Here is an 18476-nt window from a genome sequence, read left to right as displayed (position 1 = left end):
AATTGGTGTTTTTAATTTATTCGTTTAAGAAGTTTTTAGTTTTACTTTTTCAGCTTACGTGAAACTAAGCCTAAAATACCTAAAGCAAAAATAGCTAACGTAGAAGGCTCTGGTACATCAGCCACGCGATAATCTTCGATTAATGAGATGCTGACATAACCGTCACCAAAACCGACACCACGAAGAGCTGATTGTTGTTCGCCTGAAAGAAACGAACCGCCACCGCCAGCAACTCGGCCACCGTCACCACCTGAGTAGCCACCGCCACCGCCGCCACCCCAACAGCCATGACCTGAGCCACCACCACCAAAGCCACCATTTGCGCCTACGCCGCTACATGAAGAACCTATTGTACCGCCTAACATGCCATTGGCCCACGAACTGCCGCCAGTGCCATAAATGCCATCGTTTGCGCCATCGCCATAAAAACCAGCACCTGCTGAACCCCAAGAAGATGCTAACATGTCACCACCTAGGCCCAGACCTGTATTTTTAATTACGCCACCGCCTGATGTCGCACTTTGACTACCCGTTGTGCCGTACTGAGTAATTGAAGCATCGTGACCGTTTTGAGAAACACTTGCGCGCGTTCCACCGCCACCACCGGCAACTAATAATGGGTTATTTAAAATATCGACAACAAATGAGCCACCGCCGCCGCCACCGCTGCCATTATTATCACTAACTTGACCTTGTTGACCGGCTAAAATTTGCAAGACCTGATTAAAGTCTAATTCAAATAAGGCTGAAACAGATGCGCCTCTACCGCCTGAATATGAAGGATCTGCAGATGCGCCTTGTGCGCCGTATGCAGTGATTTGGTATAAACCGGCTGTAGGTGCCGCCCAGTTTTGAATACCTGAGCTCACGGTAACTTCACCATCTAGCGTCGTACCTGTGTAAGCTGAGTTACATGCAGCTTGTGAAGGACCACTCGCGCCAGTTGCGCCACAGGTGGTAAAGTCGTAGGTGATAATACTTGCACTAACTAAACTACTGGTACACAGAGCCAAGCTAGCAAATAGGCTTTTGATTATTGTTGTATTCACAGTGGTAATCCTTTTTCGTTATTTTCCGGTTAGGGAGACAGCGTAACAATACGAATTGTGTACAAGCCTTTATAATTCAAAATTCATACCATTGTATAAATTATCAACATTTTCAGCGTGATGGCTTTTGAAGTTATTGAGGGCTTGTATTGTTTGTAAAAAATACTGACATCACTTAAACAGGGAGATTTGTTAACGTTGAGGACGAATTTGTGTGCGAATCAGTTTGTCATTCACATTTTAATTTTCTCTAGGTTTCACTTAAAAATACTCACTAATGTTTAAATAAGCTTGCTTCATGTGCTCTATTAAGCGTTTAATTTTTTCTGGGTGATGGCGCGTATAAGGGTAAACAGCATATATGCCGAGTGAACGTGCTTTGTAGTCGGTTAATATCGGCACTAAACGTCCTTGTTGCATGTCTTCATAAACGCTGCAGCGTGGAACATAAATAATGCCATAACCTGCCAGTGCAGCTTTTCTTAGGGCTAGTGCATTGTTCGCGGCAAAATTACCCGAAATTTTAATAACTTGCTTTTTACCCGCTTTGGTAAAGTGCCAATCATAAGCGCCTGCGGTTTGGTAGGTATAGGCTAAACAGTTATGCTTACTCAATTGCTCAACGGTTGTTGGCGAACCATGTTTAGCAATATAACTGGGCGCGCAACAGACGATCCAGTTTGAGGTGATCAGTGGTTTGGCAATTAAGCTAGAATCTTCTAATACGCCAGTTCGTACCGCTAAATCTAAACCTTCTTTAACTAAATCAACAAATTCATTTTCAAGACGCATATCAACATTGACTTTCGGATGCAGTTGACAAAATTCGGCTATAATTTCAGCCAGTAACAGTTCGCCAGAAATAGTCGGCACGGTCATTTTGACTGTACCTTGAATGTCTTCGCTAAAATTGCTTACCGCACTAACCGCTTCACTAACTTGCTTGTTAATTGATTTGGCATGTTGATAAAGCACGTTGCCAGCTTCGGTTAAATTTAAACGCCGTGTTGTTCTATGCAGTAGTTGCACACCTAAACTTTGTTCGAGTTTAGTGATTTTTTTACTTAGCGCTGGCGTAGAAATACCTGCAATTTCAGCAGCTTTATTAAAAGATTGCGCTTCTACAACTAAAGCAAATAGTGACAATTCATTAGCATTAGACATATATTAGCCATGTATTAAGACGTTTTTGGAAATAATAAATTAATTTACATGCTATATATTAATAATTGGTTTGTCGATAAATTGTTCACATAAATGTTATTGGTAAATAAACGATAGAGAATAGGTTTAGAGGTCGCCATGAACAATGTAAAAACGCCTAATATGTGTGAATACACACCAAAGCCAAACAAAGTTGATGGCACTTTTTCCATGTGGAGCGTGTTTCGATGAATCATTCAAGCTATCAAGATTTTACCCGCAGCTTAGAAAATATTTTGCCAAAAGCGCGCATTATCACTGATTATGCCAAACGCTTTGCTTATGGCACCGATGCCAGTTTTTATCGACTAACCCCACAAGTGGTTTTGCAAGTAGACTCAGAAGCTGAGTTGGTTCAAGTTATTGAAAAAGCAAATCAGTTTAAACTGGCGATAACTTATCGCGCCGCCGGTACTAGTTTATCTGGGCAAGCACAGTCTGACAGTATTTTAGTGATGCTCACCAATAAGTGGCGTAGCTTTCAAATCGCTGACTTAGGCGATCGTATTACCTTAGGGCCAGGGGTTATTGGCGCAGATGCCAATAAATACTTACTGCCTTATAACCGCAAAATTGGACCAGATCCTGCCTCAATAAATACCTGTAAAGTGGGTGGGATTGTTGCTAATAATGCCAGCGGCATGTGTTGTGGCGTGGCGCAAAATAGCTATCATACGCTGTCCAGTATTCGAATTATTTTGCATGACGGAACGATTTTAGATACAGGCGATAAAGCCAGCGTCGCCGCTTTTGAACAATCTCATGGCATGCTGCTCGCCAAATTAAAAACACTTGCCAATGGCGTTAAACTCAATGAAGAATTACATCAGCTGATCAAGCATAAGTACCGCCTGAAAAATACCACAGGTTATGCAATAAATGCCTTGGTTGATTTTGATGATCCTGTTGATATGCTCGCGCATTTATTTGTTGGCTCTGAAGGTACACTCGGGTTTATTTCATCGATTACCCTAAATACAGTGCCTGAATATAAACACCGCGCTTCATCACTGGTCTTTTTTCCAAATATTAACGTGACGTGTGAAGCGGTATCTGCGCTAGCGAAAGAAAATGTCTCTGCGGTGGAGTTATTAGACCGCCGCTCACTTGCGTCAGTAAGTGACATGGAAGGCTTGCCGGACTTTATTAAAACCCTTGATGATGATGTTGCTGCACTATTAATTGAAACCCGTGCGGCAAATCAAGATTTATTGGCCGAACAAATTAGCCAATTAAAAACGTGTTTAACTCAATTTGAGCAAACCAATTGCATCGACTTTACTGCCGACGCTAATGCGTATTCAAAACTTTGGGCAATTAGAAAACAAACCTTTCCAGCAGTTGGCGCGGTACGAGAAAGCGGCACAACCGTCATTATCGAAGATGTAGCATTTCCTGTAGAGCAATTAGCACAAGGCGTGAGTGACTTACAGGCACTATTTGATAAGTATCATTACGACGAAGCGATTATTTTTGGTCATGCACTCGAAGGCAATTTGCATTTTGTCTTTACACAAGAATTTGCAAGCCAAACTGAGATAGATCGCTATGCCGCGTTTATGGACGATGTCTGCCAATTAGTTGCCGTTAAATATCAAGGCTCATTAAAAGCTGAGCATGGCACAGGTCGCAATATGGCGCCTTATGTCGAGTTAGAGTGGGGTAAGCAGGGTTATCAATTAATGGAACAGATAAAAGCCTTATTTGATCCTGATAATTTACTTAACCCTGGCGTGATCATTAACGACAATCCACAAGCGCACATTTCGTCGTTAAAAGGGATGCCAATCGCTGACGATATTGTTGATAAGTGCATTGAATGTGGTTTCTGCGAACCTGTGTGTCCGTCTAAAGATCTGAGCTTTACCCCGCGGCAACGCATAGCCAGTTATCGTGAAATAAAGCGCTTAGAACGCAGTAACGAAAACCCCCAGCAGTTAAAGCAAATGCGTGACGACTTTCAATACCTTGGTGTTGATACCTGCGCCGCCACAGGGCTTTGCGAAGAGCGCTGCCCAGTAAACATCAATACTGGTGATTTAATACGTCAAATTCGCCATAGCAATAACAGTGGTTATCAAGGTTTATCTCAAAAACTGGCCAATAAATTTGCCTTAGTTGAAAGCATTACCAAAATGAGCCTCGCCAGTGTTGCTGTTGTGCAAAAAATAATTGGCAGTTCAGCGTTAGCAAAAATATCGGGCGTTGTGAGCACCGTTAGTTTTAATAAAATTCCGCGTTGGACGGCGGCAATGCCAAATAAAGCCAATTATCAACCTCAATCTCAACCTCAACCTCAAGCGAGTACTGTACAAGCACCAGCCGTAAACATTGAGAAAAGTAGTGCCTTAGCAGCTACCGCTAATCTGAAAAAAGTGGTGTATTTCCCAAGTTGTGCCAGCCGAAATATGGGCGCTGCGGTAAATGCCAGTGAACAACGCTCGCTAACGGAAGTGACGTTATCTTTGCTCGCTAAAGCAGGTTTTGAAGTGATAAGCCCTGACTTTAGTGGCTTTTGTTGTGGTATGCCATTTAATAGCAAAGGCATGTTTGAACAAGCGGATGACAAACGCCTCGCCACGGCGGATTTTCTTTATCAAGTGAGCGAGCAAGGGCAGTTGCCGATTTTATTTGATACCAGTCCGTGTAAATCGATGATGTTGGAAAGTGAGGAAGTTGCTAATCGACTGAATATTGTTGAACTAGCTGGCTTTATTGAAGATACCTTGAGCCAATACTTAACGTTTTCGCCAACAGACGAGCCGGTGATGCTTCATGTTACTTGTTCTAGTCAGCGCATGGGTTTAGCGCAAACAATGCTAAGCTTAGCTAAGCGCTGTAGTAATAATGTCACTGTGCCTGAGCATATTCAGTGTTGTGGTTTTGCTGGCGATAAAGGCTTTACTTTACCAGAGTTAAACGCAAGTGCATTGGCGCCATTAAAAGCGCAAATTCCAAGTGGTTGCACTAAGGGCTACAGTAATAGTCGTACCTGTGAAATTGGCTTATCACAGCATAGTGGTATTGATTATCAGTCAATTGCCTATTTAGTTGACAAGGTGACTAATTGATTCATTAGTTAGTGTAAATGACAAAAAGGGCTCGGTTATGAAATTTGCGTCACGCATTCTTAATACCATGAATATTAACCAAAAACTTCATTTGGTCACCATTATTCCGCTGGTATTAGCACTTACCGCTACTTTGATCATTACCCAAATGCAGTATCAGAGTTTGTCAGACCAAGTGGTGGAGGTTTCAAGACAAACTATTATTAATCACCGCAAAGAAGAGCTCATTAATTATTTATCGCTAGCTAAAGGCGCAATTGAGCATGTTTACGAAGACGAGAGTTTGTCTGAACAACAAGCTCAACAACAAGTTAAAAATATTCTCGCGAATATGCGCTTTGGTAAAGACGGTTACTTTTTTGCTTATTCGTACGACGGCACCGCGATTACGGTAACGGGGCAAGAGTGGCGAGTGGGACAAAACTGGATCGACTTGCAAGATAAAAACGGCGTAAAAATTATTGCCGAATTAATTGAAAATGCCAAAGCTGGCGGTGGTTACTTAAATTACGTTTTTAACCAACCCTCTAAAAATGGTGATGAAGGTAAAAAGTTAGCTTATGCGCAAGGCTTAGATAAGTGGCAGTGGATGTTTGGCACCGGCGTTTATATTGACTACATTGACGAAAGATCGTCTCGACTCAGCAACGCCATTTCCCAACAAATTAAAAAAACCTCAGTGATGACGGTAATGATAGGTTTAATTTCCGTGATCGTGGTATTTATCTCAGGTTTATTTATTCGCATCAGTGAAAAACGCTTAGCCAATATCAAATTGCGTGAATTAAACGGGCGTATTTTTCAAACCCAAGAAGAAGAATGTAAACGGGTATCGCGTGAGTTACACGACGGTATTAGCCAAACAATAGCAGCAGCACGATTTTCACTCGAAACCGCACAGTTAAAACAGCAAAATAATGATGACTCAAGTGCTGAGCTTGATCAGGCAATGTCACTAATTCGTAAAATTATGGGCGATATTCGCAGTATTTCACATCAATTACACCCCGGTATTTTAGAAGATTATGGCTTAGGCGCAGCACTGGAAGAACTCGGTCGTGAGTTTTCACAGCGCACTGGTGTACATGTGTCGGTGCAACGTTTATCGGTGCGCAATGTTTTATCGGCAGAAATTAAAGTCGCGCTTTATCGTATCGCACAAGAAGCGTTAACCAATGTCGAGCGCCACGCCAATGCGAGTGTCGTTAATATTTCTCTGAGTTTAAGCCCTGGTTGGCTTACTTTGAAAATTGATGACAACGGTCAAGGCTTTCAACCTGAAAACCCGCAACAATGTGGTCAGCATCGAGAAGGCATTGGCCTAAGAAATATGAAAGAGCGTATTACTTTTTATTCAGGTGAATTAAGAGTGAAAACCTTAACTAAAGGTACATCGGTGCAAGCGCGTATTCCACAAAGTGAATTACGTTACCATGAAAACAAAGGCAGTAAAGGGGACAGTCATGATTAAGGTTTTACTCGTAGATGATCACCCAATTTTTAGAGAAGGGCTTAAATATCGTTTAAGTTTAGATGCTGACATTGTGGTAACGCAAGAAGCTGAAAATGGCAAACTGGCGCTCGAAGCCATGAAAGAGTCTGACTTTGATGTGGTGCTAATGGACATTAACATGCCGGAAATGGATGGCATGTATGTACTTGAACTGATCAAAGAGCAAGAAATGGATTGCAAAGTACTAATGCTGAGTATGCACGACAATAAAGAATATATTCTCGCGGCAATGCGCCATGGCGCCGATGGTTATGTTTTAAAAGATGTGCCGGGCAGCGAGCTTATTGAAGCGATAAAACGTGTGGTATCAGGTAAACATTACTTTAGCGCCGAAGTCACAGAAATATTAACCCAAGAGTTAGCAAGCGAGCAGCGCGGCGTTGTTACTCGTCGAGAGCAACTTGTGCTGCGTTTAATCTCCCACGGTTTAAACAATAAGCGCATAGCGCAAGAATTAAATGTGAGCGTGCGCACCGTTGAAACTCACAAACGCAATATCAAACAAAAACTCGGTATTGAGTCGACAATTGGCTTAGTGCGTTATGCGATTGACTATGGTTTAGATAGGTAAGATTTTTTACTTAAGTGCAGTACTTATAAATAAACCTAATAAAGATAACGTGTACTAGCTCAGACTTGATCTGACAGTTACCCGTTTTTCTATCGGTGACTGTCAGCTTAGATTTGAGCTAAATTCTTCTCAGCCCAAATCGATTTTCCATCAAGTAATGTTTCAAGTGGCGTTCTGCCACAGCACATTTTTCCCTGATGAGTACGCTCATTATTGTAATAAGCCATCCATTCGTCCAGATCTTTTTGAAGCTCTTCAAGTGAGCCGTAAAGCTTTTTACGGAACGTAACCTGATAGAACTCGTTAAGTATCGTTTTGTGAAACCGTTCGCAGATACCATTGGTTTGAGGCGACATCGCTTTGGTTTTTGTATGATCAATATCGTTAATCGCTAGGTATAGCTGATAGTCATGGTGTTCAACTTTACCGCAATACTCAGTGCCTCGGTCAGTTAAAATACGCAACATTGGCAGCTTGTGCTGCTCAAAGTAAGGCAGAACTTTATCATTGAGTATATCAGCCGCTGTAATGGGTGTTTTGGTCGTATAGAGCTTAGCAAATGCAACCTTGCTGTACGTATCAACAAATGTTTGCTGATAAATGCGGCCAACGCCTTTTAAGTTGCCAACATAGAACGTGTCTTGTGAGCCAAGGTAGCCAGGATGCGCTGTTTCAATTTCACCGCACGCTTCGTCATCGCTTTTCTTTTTCTCAAGCGCAGCTACTTGGCTATCAGTTAAGATTATGCCTTCGTTAGCTATTTTTCCTTCTAGCGCTTTTAAACGTTTTTTGAAGTTTTCTAAATCATGGCGTAACCAGATTGAACGAACACCACTGCCTGAAACGAATATACCTTGTTTACGCAGCTCATTACTGGTTCTGTGCTGACCATGAGCGGGGTAATCAATAGCGTATTGAACAACCGCGTTCTCTGTAACTTCGTCTACACGATTTTTGATGTTTGGCGACCTACGGCTTTTATCAATCAACGCATCAAGACCACCGTCTTCGACTAGTTCTTGGTATCGATAAAATGTATCTCTTGAAACGCCCATAACTTTACAGGCTTTTGAAACGTTACCTAATTCTTCAGCAAGATTAAGTAAACCAGTTTTGTGTTTTATGATTGGGTTGTTAGTATGCAACATGAGAGTTACCACCTTTGGGTTGTTTTGATTAAAAGATTCGACACCTTTATCAAAACGGGTAACTCTCACTTTTTCAAGTTGATGTGTCAGATCTTGTCTGAACTAATACAGATAACGACAAGAAATCACAGTCAGGTATGAATCTGAAACCGCATATACTAGGCGGTTTGTTTCATCTATTCGTCTTGACCAGAAGCCCGATAAGTTTTCTTTTAATGGCTCTGGCTTGCCGATACCTTCAAATGGCGATCGCTTAGCATCACTAATTAATTTATTAATGCGTTTTAATGTTTTCTTATCTTGACCTTGCCAATAAACATAATCACTCCAAGCTTCATCTGTCCAAGCAAGTTGCCTAGTCATCAATAATATCTCGTTTGATTACGTTACCAGATTTATATTGTTCGATAGATCTAGATAAATGAGCAGCATTAGCTGGGGATTTAAGCAAATGAACGGTTTCCATTAAACTATTATAATGATCCAAAGACATTACAACAGCGTCCTCGGCATCCCTTCGAGTTATAACGGTATAGTCAACATCATTTACAACATGATCCAAAACTGATTTAAGCCCATTACGTGCTTCTGTAAAAGATACAATGCGCATATTCATCCTCATTAGTTGTACATATAATAAGACAAGTCTAACCAATTAATGATACATGTGCAATTTATAGGACAACTCAAAACTTGAAAGCTAACTGTTTTTTACCAGCTTAAGTAACTTGCAAGTTGTCACTACTCCACGCTAGTGCTAACATTTGTGTGTACAACTGTGAGTTAAGGTAATTTATAATGGATACACGAATTCAATTTAGAGTTGATGAAGAAACTAAACGTTTAGCGCAACTAATGGCGGAAAGCCAAGGTAGAACATTGAGCGATGCATGCCGCGAGCTTACTGAAAGCCTGGCTGCTGAGCAGCGAAAATCAATGAGCCATGATGCATGGCTGTCTGAGCAAATAAATGCTGCCTTTGATAAAGTTGATAGCGGTGAAGCTCAGTTTATTGAACATGATGATGCAAAAGCTCAGATGGAAGCCAGAAAAATGAAGATCCGTAATCGATGATAGTTTGGGAAGAAGAATCGTTAAATGATCGAGAGAAAATATTTGAATTTCTTTTCGACTTCAACCCGAGTGTTGCTGAAAAAACAGATTTAGTCATTGAAGCTAAAGTTGAAAATTTTCTTGAACACCCATTGTTGGGTGTTCAAAGAGACTCAATTCGAGGGCGGTTATTAATTATTCCTGAAGTTTCAATGATCGTATCTTACTGGGTTGATGGAAAAATCATTCGAATTATGCGTGTTTTGCACCAGAAACAGAAATTTCCACCAGAATAGCATTGGTAACTAACGCTCAAAATAATAGCTGATAATAACTTGCTAAAATGTGTAGCGAAGCGGAGCTGAGCCAACTGTTAGCAGTCCTGCTTTAAATTCTTGTTCGCTTACTTTTTAATTAAACTAGCGGTAACAAAAGGCTCCGTTTCTTGTTTTTCTTCAATGAAAACTTCCATTTCACGATTTTCAAATTTTCCTACAGCCAGTGTAGAAACAACATCTTGGTATATAACCGTTTTAGTTTCAATTTTTGACTTTTCTACATACGCTTTTATACCAAAACCAATTCTAAGTACTTTATACCAATCGTTATTATCATCTAAAACGAGACATTCATTTGGGTGATCGTAGAGAACCCAAAAATCACTCTTACCTTCTGCTGCGTGCTCAAGTAACGTTTGGCCTACTCGTGGGTCATTAATTAAAAATTGTCGTATGCTTATGATATTAAACTGAATATCACTATTAGTTTCTTTTAATTGATAATTTATGTTTTGAGTATCAAGACGACTTTTGTGGCCATTATCCGCTTCTACGTCGATAAAGAATGAAAACTTACTATCTAATACCTTTAAACTTCCGCCCTTAAAGCTTTTCGCCAATTTAGCCCACTCAATATTATCAATATTGCCAGAAGAAACAGTGTCTATTTTTAATTGCTGAGCTTTTTCAATAGCGGGTTTAGAAAATCCAGTTGCAGACCATAGAACCAATTTAGAAGTTGGTAACGAGTTATGCTTTCCATACATTGATTCTACCCAAGGTGTGTCAGCTTTTCTTTTATGATCGCGGCATTCAACGGATAAGAATATTTTATGAGTTCCAATATCTGATTCTAAAACAATATCTACTTCTCTTTCTTGCCCTGTTAAAGAATCAATCATCATTTTTGATTCAGTTACAACCCAAGAATCATCTAATCGCTCATTTAAAAGCATAACAAGTTTTTGAAAAGAATTAGACCTGACTGGCATGCTATATCCTTAAATAAGCTAACAGCTTCTTTAACCAGATACGTTCCTCATTTCTGCCAGAAAATATCAGACTAAATTATTATTGAATATCTCAACTTTACCTTTTTATTTATTTACCATCAATAGCTTATAAATGTGTGGCATGAGTTGCCGTAGATATACTAAATAGCAAGCACAGCTTCGAACTTGAAGCTGTCTGTCAGCTTTTGGTATTCACACGTTCTGTCGAGGCAGGGTATTTTTGAAGTGCCGCGGCAGGTCTTATTGGTCTTGGTACTAAATTGCCCGTGCAATTGGGGCAACGATTATTCAGCACCCCTTCAACACAACCTTTACAAAAGGTACATTCGAACGAGCAAATAAACGCTTGGTTTGACTCTGGTGGTAAGTCTTTATCACAACATTCACAGTTGGGTCTTAGCGCTAACATCCACTTTCCTTTTTATAAACTAATGCACATCAACAAATCGTACTATTTTTTTATGCAAAAGTAAGCAAACTATGCCGAGCGTTGATAAAGCAATACTAAGCATTTGCAGAACGCCAATCAAAGACGTGCGCTCTAATAATACGCATGTAGCAAACTGCATTACCGACATAATGGCAATTATTCCCACTAATTCTTTATTGTAGCGCCAAACTAATGGGCAAATACACGCCAGTGTTAAACCAACAATAAAGCCAAGTAAAACTGCCTCTTTAACAATGCCATTAATGCTCAACACTAGTATGGCAAAAGTTATCGCAATGACTGTAGAGTACTTGGGTGCGCCTTTAATCATGCAACTTTGCCTTGCTAAAAGTTGAGGTGTCAAAACTGTGAAAGGAAGGGGGAATGTGCGAATGTTTTTTACTTAATTGTTGATGTGATAAACGTTGATAACGTTTTTCGAAAACAAACCAAGTGATCAGCCCATAAAATGTGCCCGCGCATAAACAGGCTAACGCCATCACCACATACTCAGCCACTGAACTGAAGTTATCATGACGTAGGTCGGGTAGCACAACGAATAATATAAAAATTATCGAGCTAGAAAATAACATGCCAGTACTCGTAATATAGCGCCATTTTCCGTTTGCTCTTGCTTTTTGCCATGCTTTACTTGGTGTTTTTTTATCAGGGTTGTAACGACTATTCGTGTTTAACCAATGCTTAGGAACGTTCGAATATGCCATTAATTGCCAAATGCTCGAATAACTCCAATGCATTATTTTTCTAAAACAAATTACATTAAGTAGCCAGCCAACTAAATAACCCACTGCTATTATACTCGTCATTACGATAAACATGGCGAGCAAAAAAATTTGTTCTTGGCTTTTTATCCCGTGGTGACTTGGTAAACCTAACAACATCAATAAATCGTTAAGTACAAACGGAATGATAAAAATAGCAATCGCTAATGATGTGGTTGGCAGTGCATATAATAGACATTGATATTGTCCGCGAAGCTCTTCCCCTATTCGGGTATTTGTGGCTATAAAGTTCATTGTTTTAATTATTATACCTTTGTCATTGCAGCGCTGATTAGCTGATATTATTGTTATTAGGCGTTGTATTATTTAATGAATTCCTTTTGTATTGCCCAGTTTTAGTGGCCTTCCTTAAAAGTATTTGCTTAACCTATGTTGTTAGTTTTTATGGTTAATAAGGCAATTGGGGTTGATTTATACATTAGCCCAAGTGTTGATATCAGTGAGTGGATACTTCATTTACTGCTTGTTTTTCAAAGTACCCTTATCTTTTTTAAACGGATAAAATTTAAATAGATGTTAAAAAATGTTAATTTTTGACGGGTGATTGCGCAAACAATCTTGCTTAAATCAACTTAACTGCTGTTGTTATCAGGAAAAAAGATGGCAGTTTCCCAATCGACCGTAAGTGTGATTTGTGAAAATGATCATCAATTAAATTTGACGGTAGCTAGAAATACACATTCAAGATCAAAAACAAGCGATAATGTTACTTATTCTTTATCAATCATGGTTATGATAGTGCAATACAGGTTTATTTAACCTTGAGTAAAGCTTCACATGAATAAAATTACCGCACATGGCTATATTGTTGGCGCAACGTTATTAATTGCGGGATCTTTTATTACCACTACCGCGCTGTCAGGTACTTTGCATCCGTTGTCGATTAACTTGATGCGCTTTCTTATTGCTGCTTGTTTATTAGCGCCTTTTATCTTTTTTAAAGCTAACGCTGCAGCGCAAATAAAACGAGTATTGCCAAGAAGTATGGTGATCAGCTTTTTTTATTGTGGCTATTTTGTCTGTCACTTTGCCGCAATGGAAAGCACCACCACGTTAAACGCAAGTTCTTTGTATACGTTAACCCCCTTTATTACTGCTTGTTTATGTATGATATTTTTAAAACAAGCACTCAGTCTTAAACTCACCTTGGTTTATTTACTCGGCGCAATTGCAACCTTATGGGTCGTTTTTAATGGCGATCTTTCTGCTCTTATCGCGCTGTCCCTTAACCAAGGGGATCTAATTTTTCTCATCGCTGTTTTTGCGATGGCAGGCTACATGATCGCCATGAAAGTGTTGTACAAAAATGACGACGTTAGCGTGATGACTTTTTGTAACCTACTTGGTGGTGTTATTTGGATGGGCGCCGCTGCGCTGCTATTTAATATTGACTTAAATTGGCCAGCACTTCCTGTTGAACACTATGCGGGGATGGCTTATTTAGCGATTGCGACAACGTTTTTAACCTCTTATTTATACCAAAAAGCGAGCACTATTCTCACCCCTGTTAACATTACCGCTTACATCTATTTAATGCCGGCGTTTGTCGCCATATTAGCTGCTGTTTTCCTAGGTGAAACTGTTGCACCTATTGTTTGGTTAGGTATCGCACTGTCGGTAATTGCCACTGTGGTATTGCAGTTAATGTTTCATCGCAAATAGGTTTTGGAGATGTTTCTTTTTCTTTGCTGCTGGAGAAAAAAGAAAAAAGAAAAAAGCCCTTATTGTCACGCAACACAATAAGGGCTAAGAGGAAAAGCGAGCATCTATGTTCTTTATAAGAACGAGGTTAAGCGGTTTTTATTTCCTATGTTAGTTAATAACTTTTTGCTAATTGCCATATATTTGCGCGGGCAGCCATAGGGCTACTTGTGGATAGAGTATTAATACGGCTAAGCCCATTAACTGCAAAATAATAAATGGCGTAACACCTTTATATATATCCGTCATTTTAATTTCTGGCGGGCAAACACCTTTTAAATAAAACAAGGCAAAGCCAACCGGTGGTGTTAAAAATGAGGTTTGCAAAGTCACCGCAATGAGCATGACAAACCACACTAGCACGGGCTGATCTAAACCACCGACATTTTCAATTGGGAAGTTTAAATCGGCAATCACAGGCGCCAATAGTGGTAACACAATAAGCGTTATTTCGATCCAATCGAGTAAGAAACCTAGTAAAAATACAATCGCTAAAATAACCAGTAGTACACCGTAATCGCCAAAAGGTAAGCCGGTAAGTGCACTTGAAATAAGTTCGTCGCCACCGAGTTCACGTAAAACCAGTGAAAAACACGTCGCGCCAATAAAAATAGCAAAAATATAAGCGGTGGTTTTAAATGACGACATTAAGGTTTCGTGGAAAACTTTCAGATTTAATTTTTTATTAAATAGCGCCAATAACGTTGCACCGAATGCACCAACACCACTCGCTTCTGTTGGCGTGGCAATACCCGCAAAAATAGAACCGAGTACCGAAACAATTAAAATAACTGGCGGCATAATTGCTCGAATTACCTCAATAATCACTTTTTTATTTAATGGGCGACGATTTTCAGCAACAGGAGCAACACTCGGTTTAAAGTAGGCAAGCATTAAAATATACAGCAGGTAAACTGCGCCTAACATTAAGCCGGGGAACACAGCAGCAGTAAACAAGTCACCAACCGATAAAGCAAGTTGGTCGGCCATGATCACTAACATGATACTAGGCGGAATTAATATGCCTAAACAACCTGCGCTACAGACAATGCCAGTGGCAAAGGTTTTGGAATAGTTTTGTTTCATCATTGCCGGTATCGACATTAAACCTAGCAATACTACCGAAGCGCCAATAATACCGGTTGATGCCGCTAAGATAATACCGATAAGCGTAACGGTAATACCTAAACCGCCACGTACTCGGCCAAATAATTCTTGCATTGCCATCATCATGCGCTCGGCAACGCCAGATCTGTCTAACATTAAGCCCATAAAAATAAACATGGGCAGGGCGACCAGCACCCAATTTTCCATCAGGGAGAATATCCGAGAGACGACAATACCAAGCACGTTCAAATCGAGACCTGTGAAGGTATCCATGTAAATATCTGACAGGTAGCCAATACCACCAAAAATAATACCAATACCGCCAAGTACATAGGCAATTGGAATACCAGTAAATAAAAACAGCACAAAGCTGACAAACATGCCAATGACGAGGATTTCATTAAATTCCATGACTAAGCCTCTTTTTGGAAAATAGTAGTAAGGTTACGGATCAAGCGAGCCGTAACCGCTAAGGCTAATAAAATAAAACTGGCAGGAATTGCCGCTTTGATCAGCCAGCGAAAGGGTAAACCTAGCGGTGAGTTTGAAGCTTCACCTAAGTTAAATGACACCGCAACATAGTCGATGCTATTAAAGACAATGACAAAAATAAGGGGGTAAACAAAAAATAAACTGCCAAATACTTCCCACATTAACTGGGTTTTTAATTTGAAACGTGATGACAATACATCAACACGCACTTGAGAATTTGTTATTTCGGCATACGATAAGCCGAACATTATGCCAATGGCGTAGAGGTGCCATTGAATTTCTTCAAATAAGATCATGCCGTTTTTAAAACCGTAACGCATGATGACATTACATAAAATCACTAAAACTAATAACGCAGAAGACCAACAACAAACGGCGGCAACTTTTTTGATGATTGTTTCAAAACTATCTGCAACTTTGAGCAAGGTAGATTGGTTATTATGGTGCTGCTGGGAAGTACAACTAGTCATGAGATCTTCCTCCTAAATTAAAAAAACTGGAGCGTAACGGCCGCTCCAGGAAAAATCGCAGAGCAAATAGGCTCTGCTTATTGAGGTTCGGCCATAAGCTTAGAGGCTAGGCTTAGGTCTTGGTAAGAAGGCATTAGACTCCCATAAGTCGTAACGTTTTCTAAACTCAGCTAAGTCACCATAAATGCGTTTGAACTCTGGATCTTTGGCTGACTCTTCAACAACAACGTCATCCCATGTAGATTTAAACGTTGATAACATGCTCTCAGACCAGTATTTGTTGATAACACCTTGTTTAACGTTTTCTTCCATAACCGGTGCTTGAATGGCTTCACCTAAGGCAATGGCTTCTAATGTTGCTGACTTACAAAGATGCTCGATAACAGATTGTTGGCGAGCACTCATCTTGTTCCAAGTGTCTTTGTTGATGATTAATTCCATGATGGTGGCTTGTTGATGCCAGCCAGGGAAGTAGTTGTATTTAAGAAGTTTTTTCAAACCAATGCGTTGATCAACGACCGGCATTGAAAATTCAGTTGCATCAATTACGCCTTTTTCAATGGCAGGGAAAATTTCACCACCGGGCAAACCAACCGTGCTTACGCCTAATTTTTCCATGACTAAGGCACCTAAGCCAAAGAAGCGCATTTTCAAACCTTTAAGATCTTCTGGTTTGGTAATTTCGTTTTTAAACCAACCTGACGTTTCTGGTGCAAGTACACCACACACTTGTACTTTTACATTGAGGTTATTGTTGTCGTATAACTCTTGGTGCAGCTTGTTACCATTGCCGTGATAAAACCAGGCAAGATATTCTGGTGCTTCTGGTCCAAAAGGAATTGAAGAAAATAAACGTGCTGCTGGGATTTTTCCGCCCCAGTTACCCGCAGTGGCGTAACCTGCTTGCACTTTACCGCTTGATACTGCGTCTAAAATTTCTTTTGGATTAACCAGTTTATTTGGCTCATAAATTTTCATTTTTAATGAGCGGCCACTTAATGTGGCGATATTATCTGATACATACTTAATGGTTGAACCTAAACTTGGTAACACGGAATTATAATAAATCGGTGTTTTTAACAGTATGCGTTTTTCTTCTGCGCTAGCGGCTGAAAAGCTACCTACAGCTAGTGCAGTCATTAGAAATAAAGGTAATTTTTTCATGTGCGTGTCTCCTGTGGTTAACTTATAAAACGTACTTAGCTGATACCATTAAATAGTCAGAATCGGCCGTTTCTGTTTCGTAGTTACCAATCTCAATACCTAAGGTAGTTTTTGGATTGATGTTCTTTAATAAATTCAAGCCAATGTGACGGCGATCGGTACTTTTACCGTCGGCTCCAATTTGGTCATCAATTTTGATTGAACCGTAATAAAGGTTTGAGCGAAGATCTTCAGTCCAGAAGTGACGATATGCGACTGTGATCGCTTGTACATCGTAAATGTCACCATCAATTGCTGAGTCATGAATGTTGGCGCCAGGACTTACGTAACGACCAGGACGACCGCCGTTGTAAGAAAATCTGAAATCGTCTTTGCCAAATGTTTTAATTCGACCATGCACATTGTAAGAAAACTGTGTGCCATCAGCTTTGGTTTCATCGCCGCCATTATCAAGGGTACGGGCTAAACCTGCGACTGCCATTTGGCCCCAATCGCCTTTATAGGTATAGCGGGCAATAACATCGGGAACGCTTTGGCTAATGCCTGATTGGGTTGATGGGTTTTCTAAGGCAAGTTCTAAACCGTTATTGGTGTAACGAACTTGGGTTTGACGAACAAATGATTGACCAACATGTGCGCCGCCAAAATCAAGCGCTTCAGCAATTGAAACCAGTGGCATAAAGGTTGACCAAGTTTGACCTACTTTCCAGTTTCCGCTTTGCACATAAGCATGGCGTAAACGTAAAGAGTGACCACCGGTTACGGTTTCTGTGGTGCCAGTTGGTTGTTGGTCATCATAAAAATCCCACTCTAAAACAGCTTTAATATCACTGTATTGGTATTGAATGTTAAAGCGAGATTCACGAATATTAAATCGAGTTTCTGATGTGTCTTCTTTTACGCCGTTATTACCGACCCAAAAGTCGCGGTATGCTAAGTCGCCATTTACGTGACGTAAATCCGCTTTAAAATAGCCACCTAATGTTAATTTATGATCGTCTGCAATATCGATAGTGTAGCCAGCCATTGATGGCGCCGAAACTAAAACTGCAATGAGTGCCCCTAACGTTTTCACCTTGTTCATTATTTTCACCTTTTATCTTTGTAGTTGGTGCTGTTGTATTAGTTGTATTGGTTTTCTTTGTTATGTTTGTGCATATTGCCTCAACGGTTGTGTTTTAGAGGCTGACTGCTTAATGCACCCTTACAATAGAGAATTTGAACAGGTGGGGTAATCCGTATTAACGCGCATTCTTTCTAAGGGTTTACACTTAGAAAAAACTAGGGGTATTGCGCAAAAATAGAATATAAAACGGGTTTTATCGATGAGCTTTTAGCTTTATCGCTATTTAATCATGCAGTTATGCGTTAGTGACGTTTAAGTTAGTAACCTTGATAAAATTGATGCGA

General features: G+C 40.2%; 19 protein-coding genes. 6 read left to right on the top strand and 13 right to left on the bottom strand.

The genetic code is table 11. The annotated features are described in order from the left end of the window. Positions 1–41: 41 nt before the first annotated feature. Both ACRRSQ_RS10920 and ACRRSQ_RS10915 read right to left on the bottom strand, forming a co-directional pair. Positions 42–1049, bottom strand: a complete 1008-nt coding sequence (locus ACRRSQ_RS10920; RefSeq protein ID WP_440875767.1) for a glycine-rich protein — start codon at positions 1047–1049, stop codon at positions 42–44. A gap of 261 nt (positions 1050–1310) precedes the next feature. After that, on the bottom strand, positions 1311–2213 hold the full coding sequence (locus tag ACRRSQ_RS10915) for a LysR family transcriptional regulator (protein ID WP_440875766.1): 903 nt from the start codon (positions 2211–2213) through the stop codon (positions 1311–1313). Between the two features lie 227 nt (positions 2214–2440). Here ACRRSQ_RS10915 and ACRRSQ_RS10910 point away from each other — a divergent pair, with 227 nt between their 5' ends. The 3 genes from ACRRSQ_RS10910 to ACRRSQ_RS10900 are packed head-to-tail and all read left to right on the top strand — an operon-like array spanning position 2441 to position 7407. Continuing rightward, a complete protein-coding gene (locus ACRRSQ_RS10910) occupies positions 2441–5323 on the top strand; it encodes an FAD-binding and (Fe-S)-binding domain-containing protein (protein WP_440875765.1) in 2883 nt (960 codons plus the stop codon). 37 nt (positions 5324–5360) lie between these two features. Further along, entirely contained in the window at positions 5361–6794 is a 1434-nt protein-coding gene (locus ACRRSQ_RS10905) for a cache domain-containing protein (RefSeq protein WP_440875764.1), read from the top strand. Then, positions 6787–7407, top strand: coding sequence for a response regulator (locus tag ACRRSQ_RS10900; RefSeq protein ID WP_440875763.1), 621 nt, complete (start codon positions 6787–6789; stop codon positions 7405–7407). Before ACRRSQ_RS10905 ends, ACRRSQ_RS10900 begins: the two co-directional genes overlap by 8 nt. Before the next feature lie 107 nt (positions 7408–7514). On the opposite strand, the gene ACRRSQ_RS10895 is transcribed toward ACRRSQ_RS10900, so the two are convergent. From ACRRSQ_RS10895 to ACRRSQ_RS10885, 3 genes are all read right to left on the bottom strand, one after another. Then, positions 7515–8555, bottom strand: coding sequence for an IS481 family transposase (locus ACRRSQ_RS10895; protein ID WP_440875762.1), 1041 nt, complete (start codon positions 8553–8555; stop codon positions 7515–7517). A 102-nt stretch (positions 8556–8657) separates the two neighbouring features. Beyond that, on the bottom strand, positions 8658–8918 hold the full coding sequence (locus ACRRSQ_RS10890) for a Txe/YoeB family addiction module toxin (protein ID WP_440875797.1): 261 nt from the start codon (positions 8916–8918) through the stop codon (positions 8658–8660). Beyond that, positions 8911–9165, bottom strand: a complete 255-nt coding sequence (locus tag ACRRSQ_RS10885) for a type II toxin-antitoxin system Phd/YefM family antitoxin (RefSeq protein ID WP_440875761.1) — start codon at positions 9163–9165, stop codon at positions 8911–8913. Before ACRRSQ_RS10885 ends, ACRRSQ_RS10890 begins: the two co-directional genes overlap by 8 nt. 188 nt (positions 9166–9353) lie before the next feature. Between ACRRSQ_RS10885 and ACRRSQ_RS10880 the strand changes: the two genes are divergently transcribed. Both ACRRSQ_RS10880 and ACRRSQ_RS10875 read left to right on the top strand, forming a co-directional pair. Further along, complete coding sequence (locus tag ACRRSQ_RS10880; RefSeq protein ID WP_440875760.1) at positions 9354–9629, top strand: damage-inducible protein J; 276 nt, start codon at positions 9354–9356, stop codon at positions 9627–9629. Further along, positions 9626–9904, top strand: a complete 279-nt coding sequence (locus tag ACRRSQ_RS10875; protein ID WP_440875759.1) for a type II toxin-antitoxin system RelE/ParE family toxin — start codon at positions 9626–9628, stop codon at positions 9902–9904. The genes ACRRSQ_RS10880 and ACRRSQ_RS10875 overlap by 4 nt, the downstream gene beginning before the upstream one ends. Positions 9905–10011: 107 nt before the next feature. On the opposite strand, the gene ACRRSQ_RS10870 is transcribed toward ACRRSQ_RS10875, so the two are convergent. From ACRRSQ_RS10870 to ACRRSQ_RS10855, 4 genes are all read right to left on the bottom strand, one after another. Next, positions 10012–10878 carry a restriction endonuclease gene (locus tag ACRRSQ_RS10870; RefSeq protein ID WP_440875758.1) on the bottom strand — a complete coding sequence of 289 codons (867 nt, stop codon included), beginning with the start codon at positions 10876–10878 and terminating at the stop codon, positions 10012–10014. A gap of 199 nt (positions 10879–11077) precedes the next feature. Then, on the bottom strand, positions 11078–11308 hold the full coding sequence (locus ACRRSQ_RS10865) for a DUF1272 domain-containing protein (protein ID WP_440875757.1): 231 nt from the start codon (positions 11306–11308) through the stop codon (positions 11078–11080). Between the two features lie 19 nt (positions 11309–11327). Then, positions 11328–11660 (bottom strand): hypothetical protein, encoded by a 333-nt coding sequence (locus tag ACRRSQ_RS10860; RefSeq protein WP_440875756.1) that lies wholly within the window; start codon positions 11658–11660, stop codon positions 11328–11330. Further along, positions 11653–12366: a hypothetical protein gene (locus tag ACRRSQ_RS10855; RefSeq protein ID WP_440875755.1), complete on the bottom strand. Its 714-nt coding sequence runs from the start codon at positions 12364–12366 to the stop codon at positions 11653–11655. Before ACRRSQ_RS10855 ends, ACRRSQ_RS10860 begins: the two co-directional genes overlap by 8 nt. A 543-nt stretch (positions 12367–12909) precedes the next feature. Between ACRRSQ_RS10855 and ACRRSQ_RS10850 the strand changes: the two genes are divergently transcribed. Then, on the top strand, positions 12910–13794 hold the full coding sequence (locus tag ACRRSQ_RS10850) for a DMT family transporter (RefSeq protein ID WP_440875754.1): 885 nt from the start codon (positions 12910–12912) through the stop codon (positions 13792–13794). Positions 13795–13962: 168 nt separating this feature from the next. Here ACRRSQ_RS10850 and ACRRSQ_RS10845 read toward each other — a convergent pair whose 3' ends face one another. The 4 genes from ACRRSQ_RS10845 to ACRRSQ_RS10830 form a co-directional block, all read right to left on the bottom strand. Further along, positions 13963–15351 (bottom strand): TRAP transporter large permease, encoded by a 1389-nt coding sequence (locus ACRRSQ_RS10845; RefSeq protein ID WP_440875753.1) that lies wholly within the window; start codon positions 15349–15351, stop codon positions 13963–13965. Positions 15352–15353: 2 nt separating this feature from the next. Further along, positions 15354–15902 (bottom strand): TRAP transporter small permease subunit, encoded by a 549-nt coding sequence (locus ACRRSQ_RS10840; protein WP_440875752.1) that lies wholly within the window; start codon positions 15900–15902, stop codon positions 15354–15356. Positions 15903–16001: 99 nt separating this feature from the next. Then, the gene (locus ACRRSQ_RS10835; protein WP_440875751.1) at positions 16002–17066 is read right to left on the bottom strand and encodes a TRAP transporter substrate-binding protein; all 1065 of its coding nucleotides are present in this window, start codon (positions 17064–17066) and stop codon (positions 16002–16004) included. A 22-nt stretch (positions 17067–17088) separates the two neighbouring features. Then, a complete protein-coding gene (locus ACRRSQ_RS10830) occupies positions 17089–18150 on the bottom strand; it encodes a DcaP family trimeric outer membrane transporter (RefSeq protein ID WP_440875750.1) in 1062 nt (353 codons plus the stop codon). Between the last annotated feature and the right edge of the window lie 326 nt (positions 18151–18476).

Source organism: Thalassotalea sp. PLHSN55, from assembly GCF_052030545.1.
Classification (GTDB): Bacteria; Pseudomonadota; Gammaproteobacteria; order Enterobacterales; family Alteromonadaceae; genus CANMXU01.
This window is presented reverse-complemented; position numbering and strand designations above follow the sequence as displayed.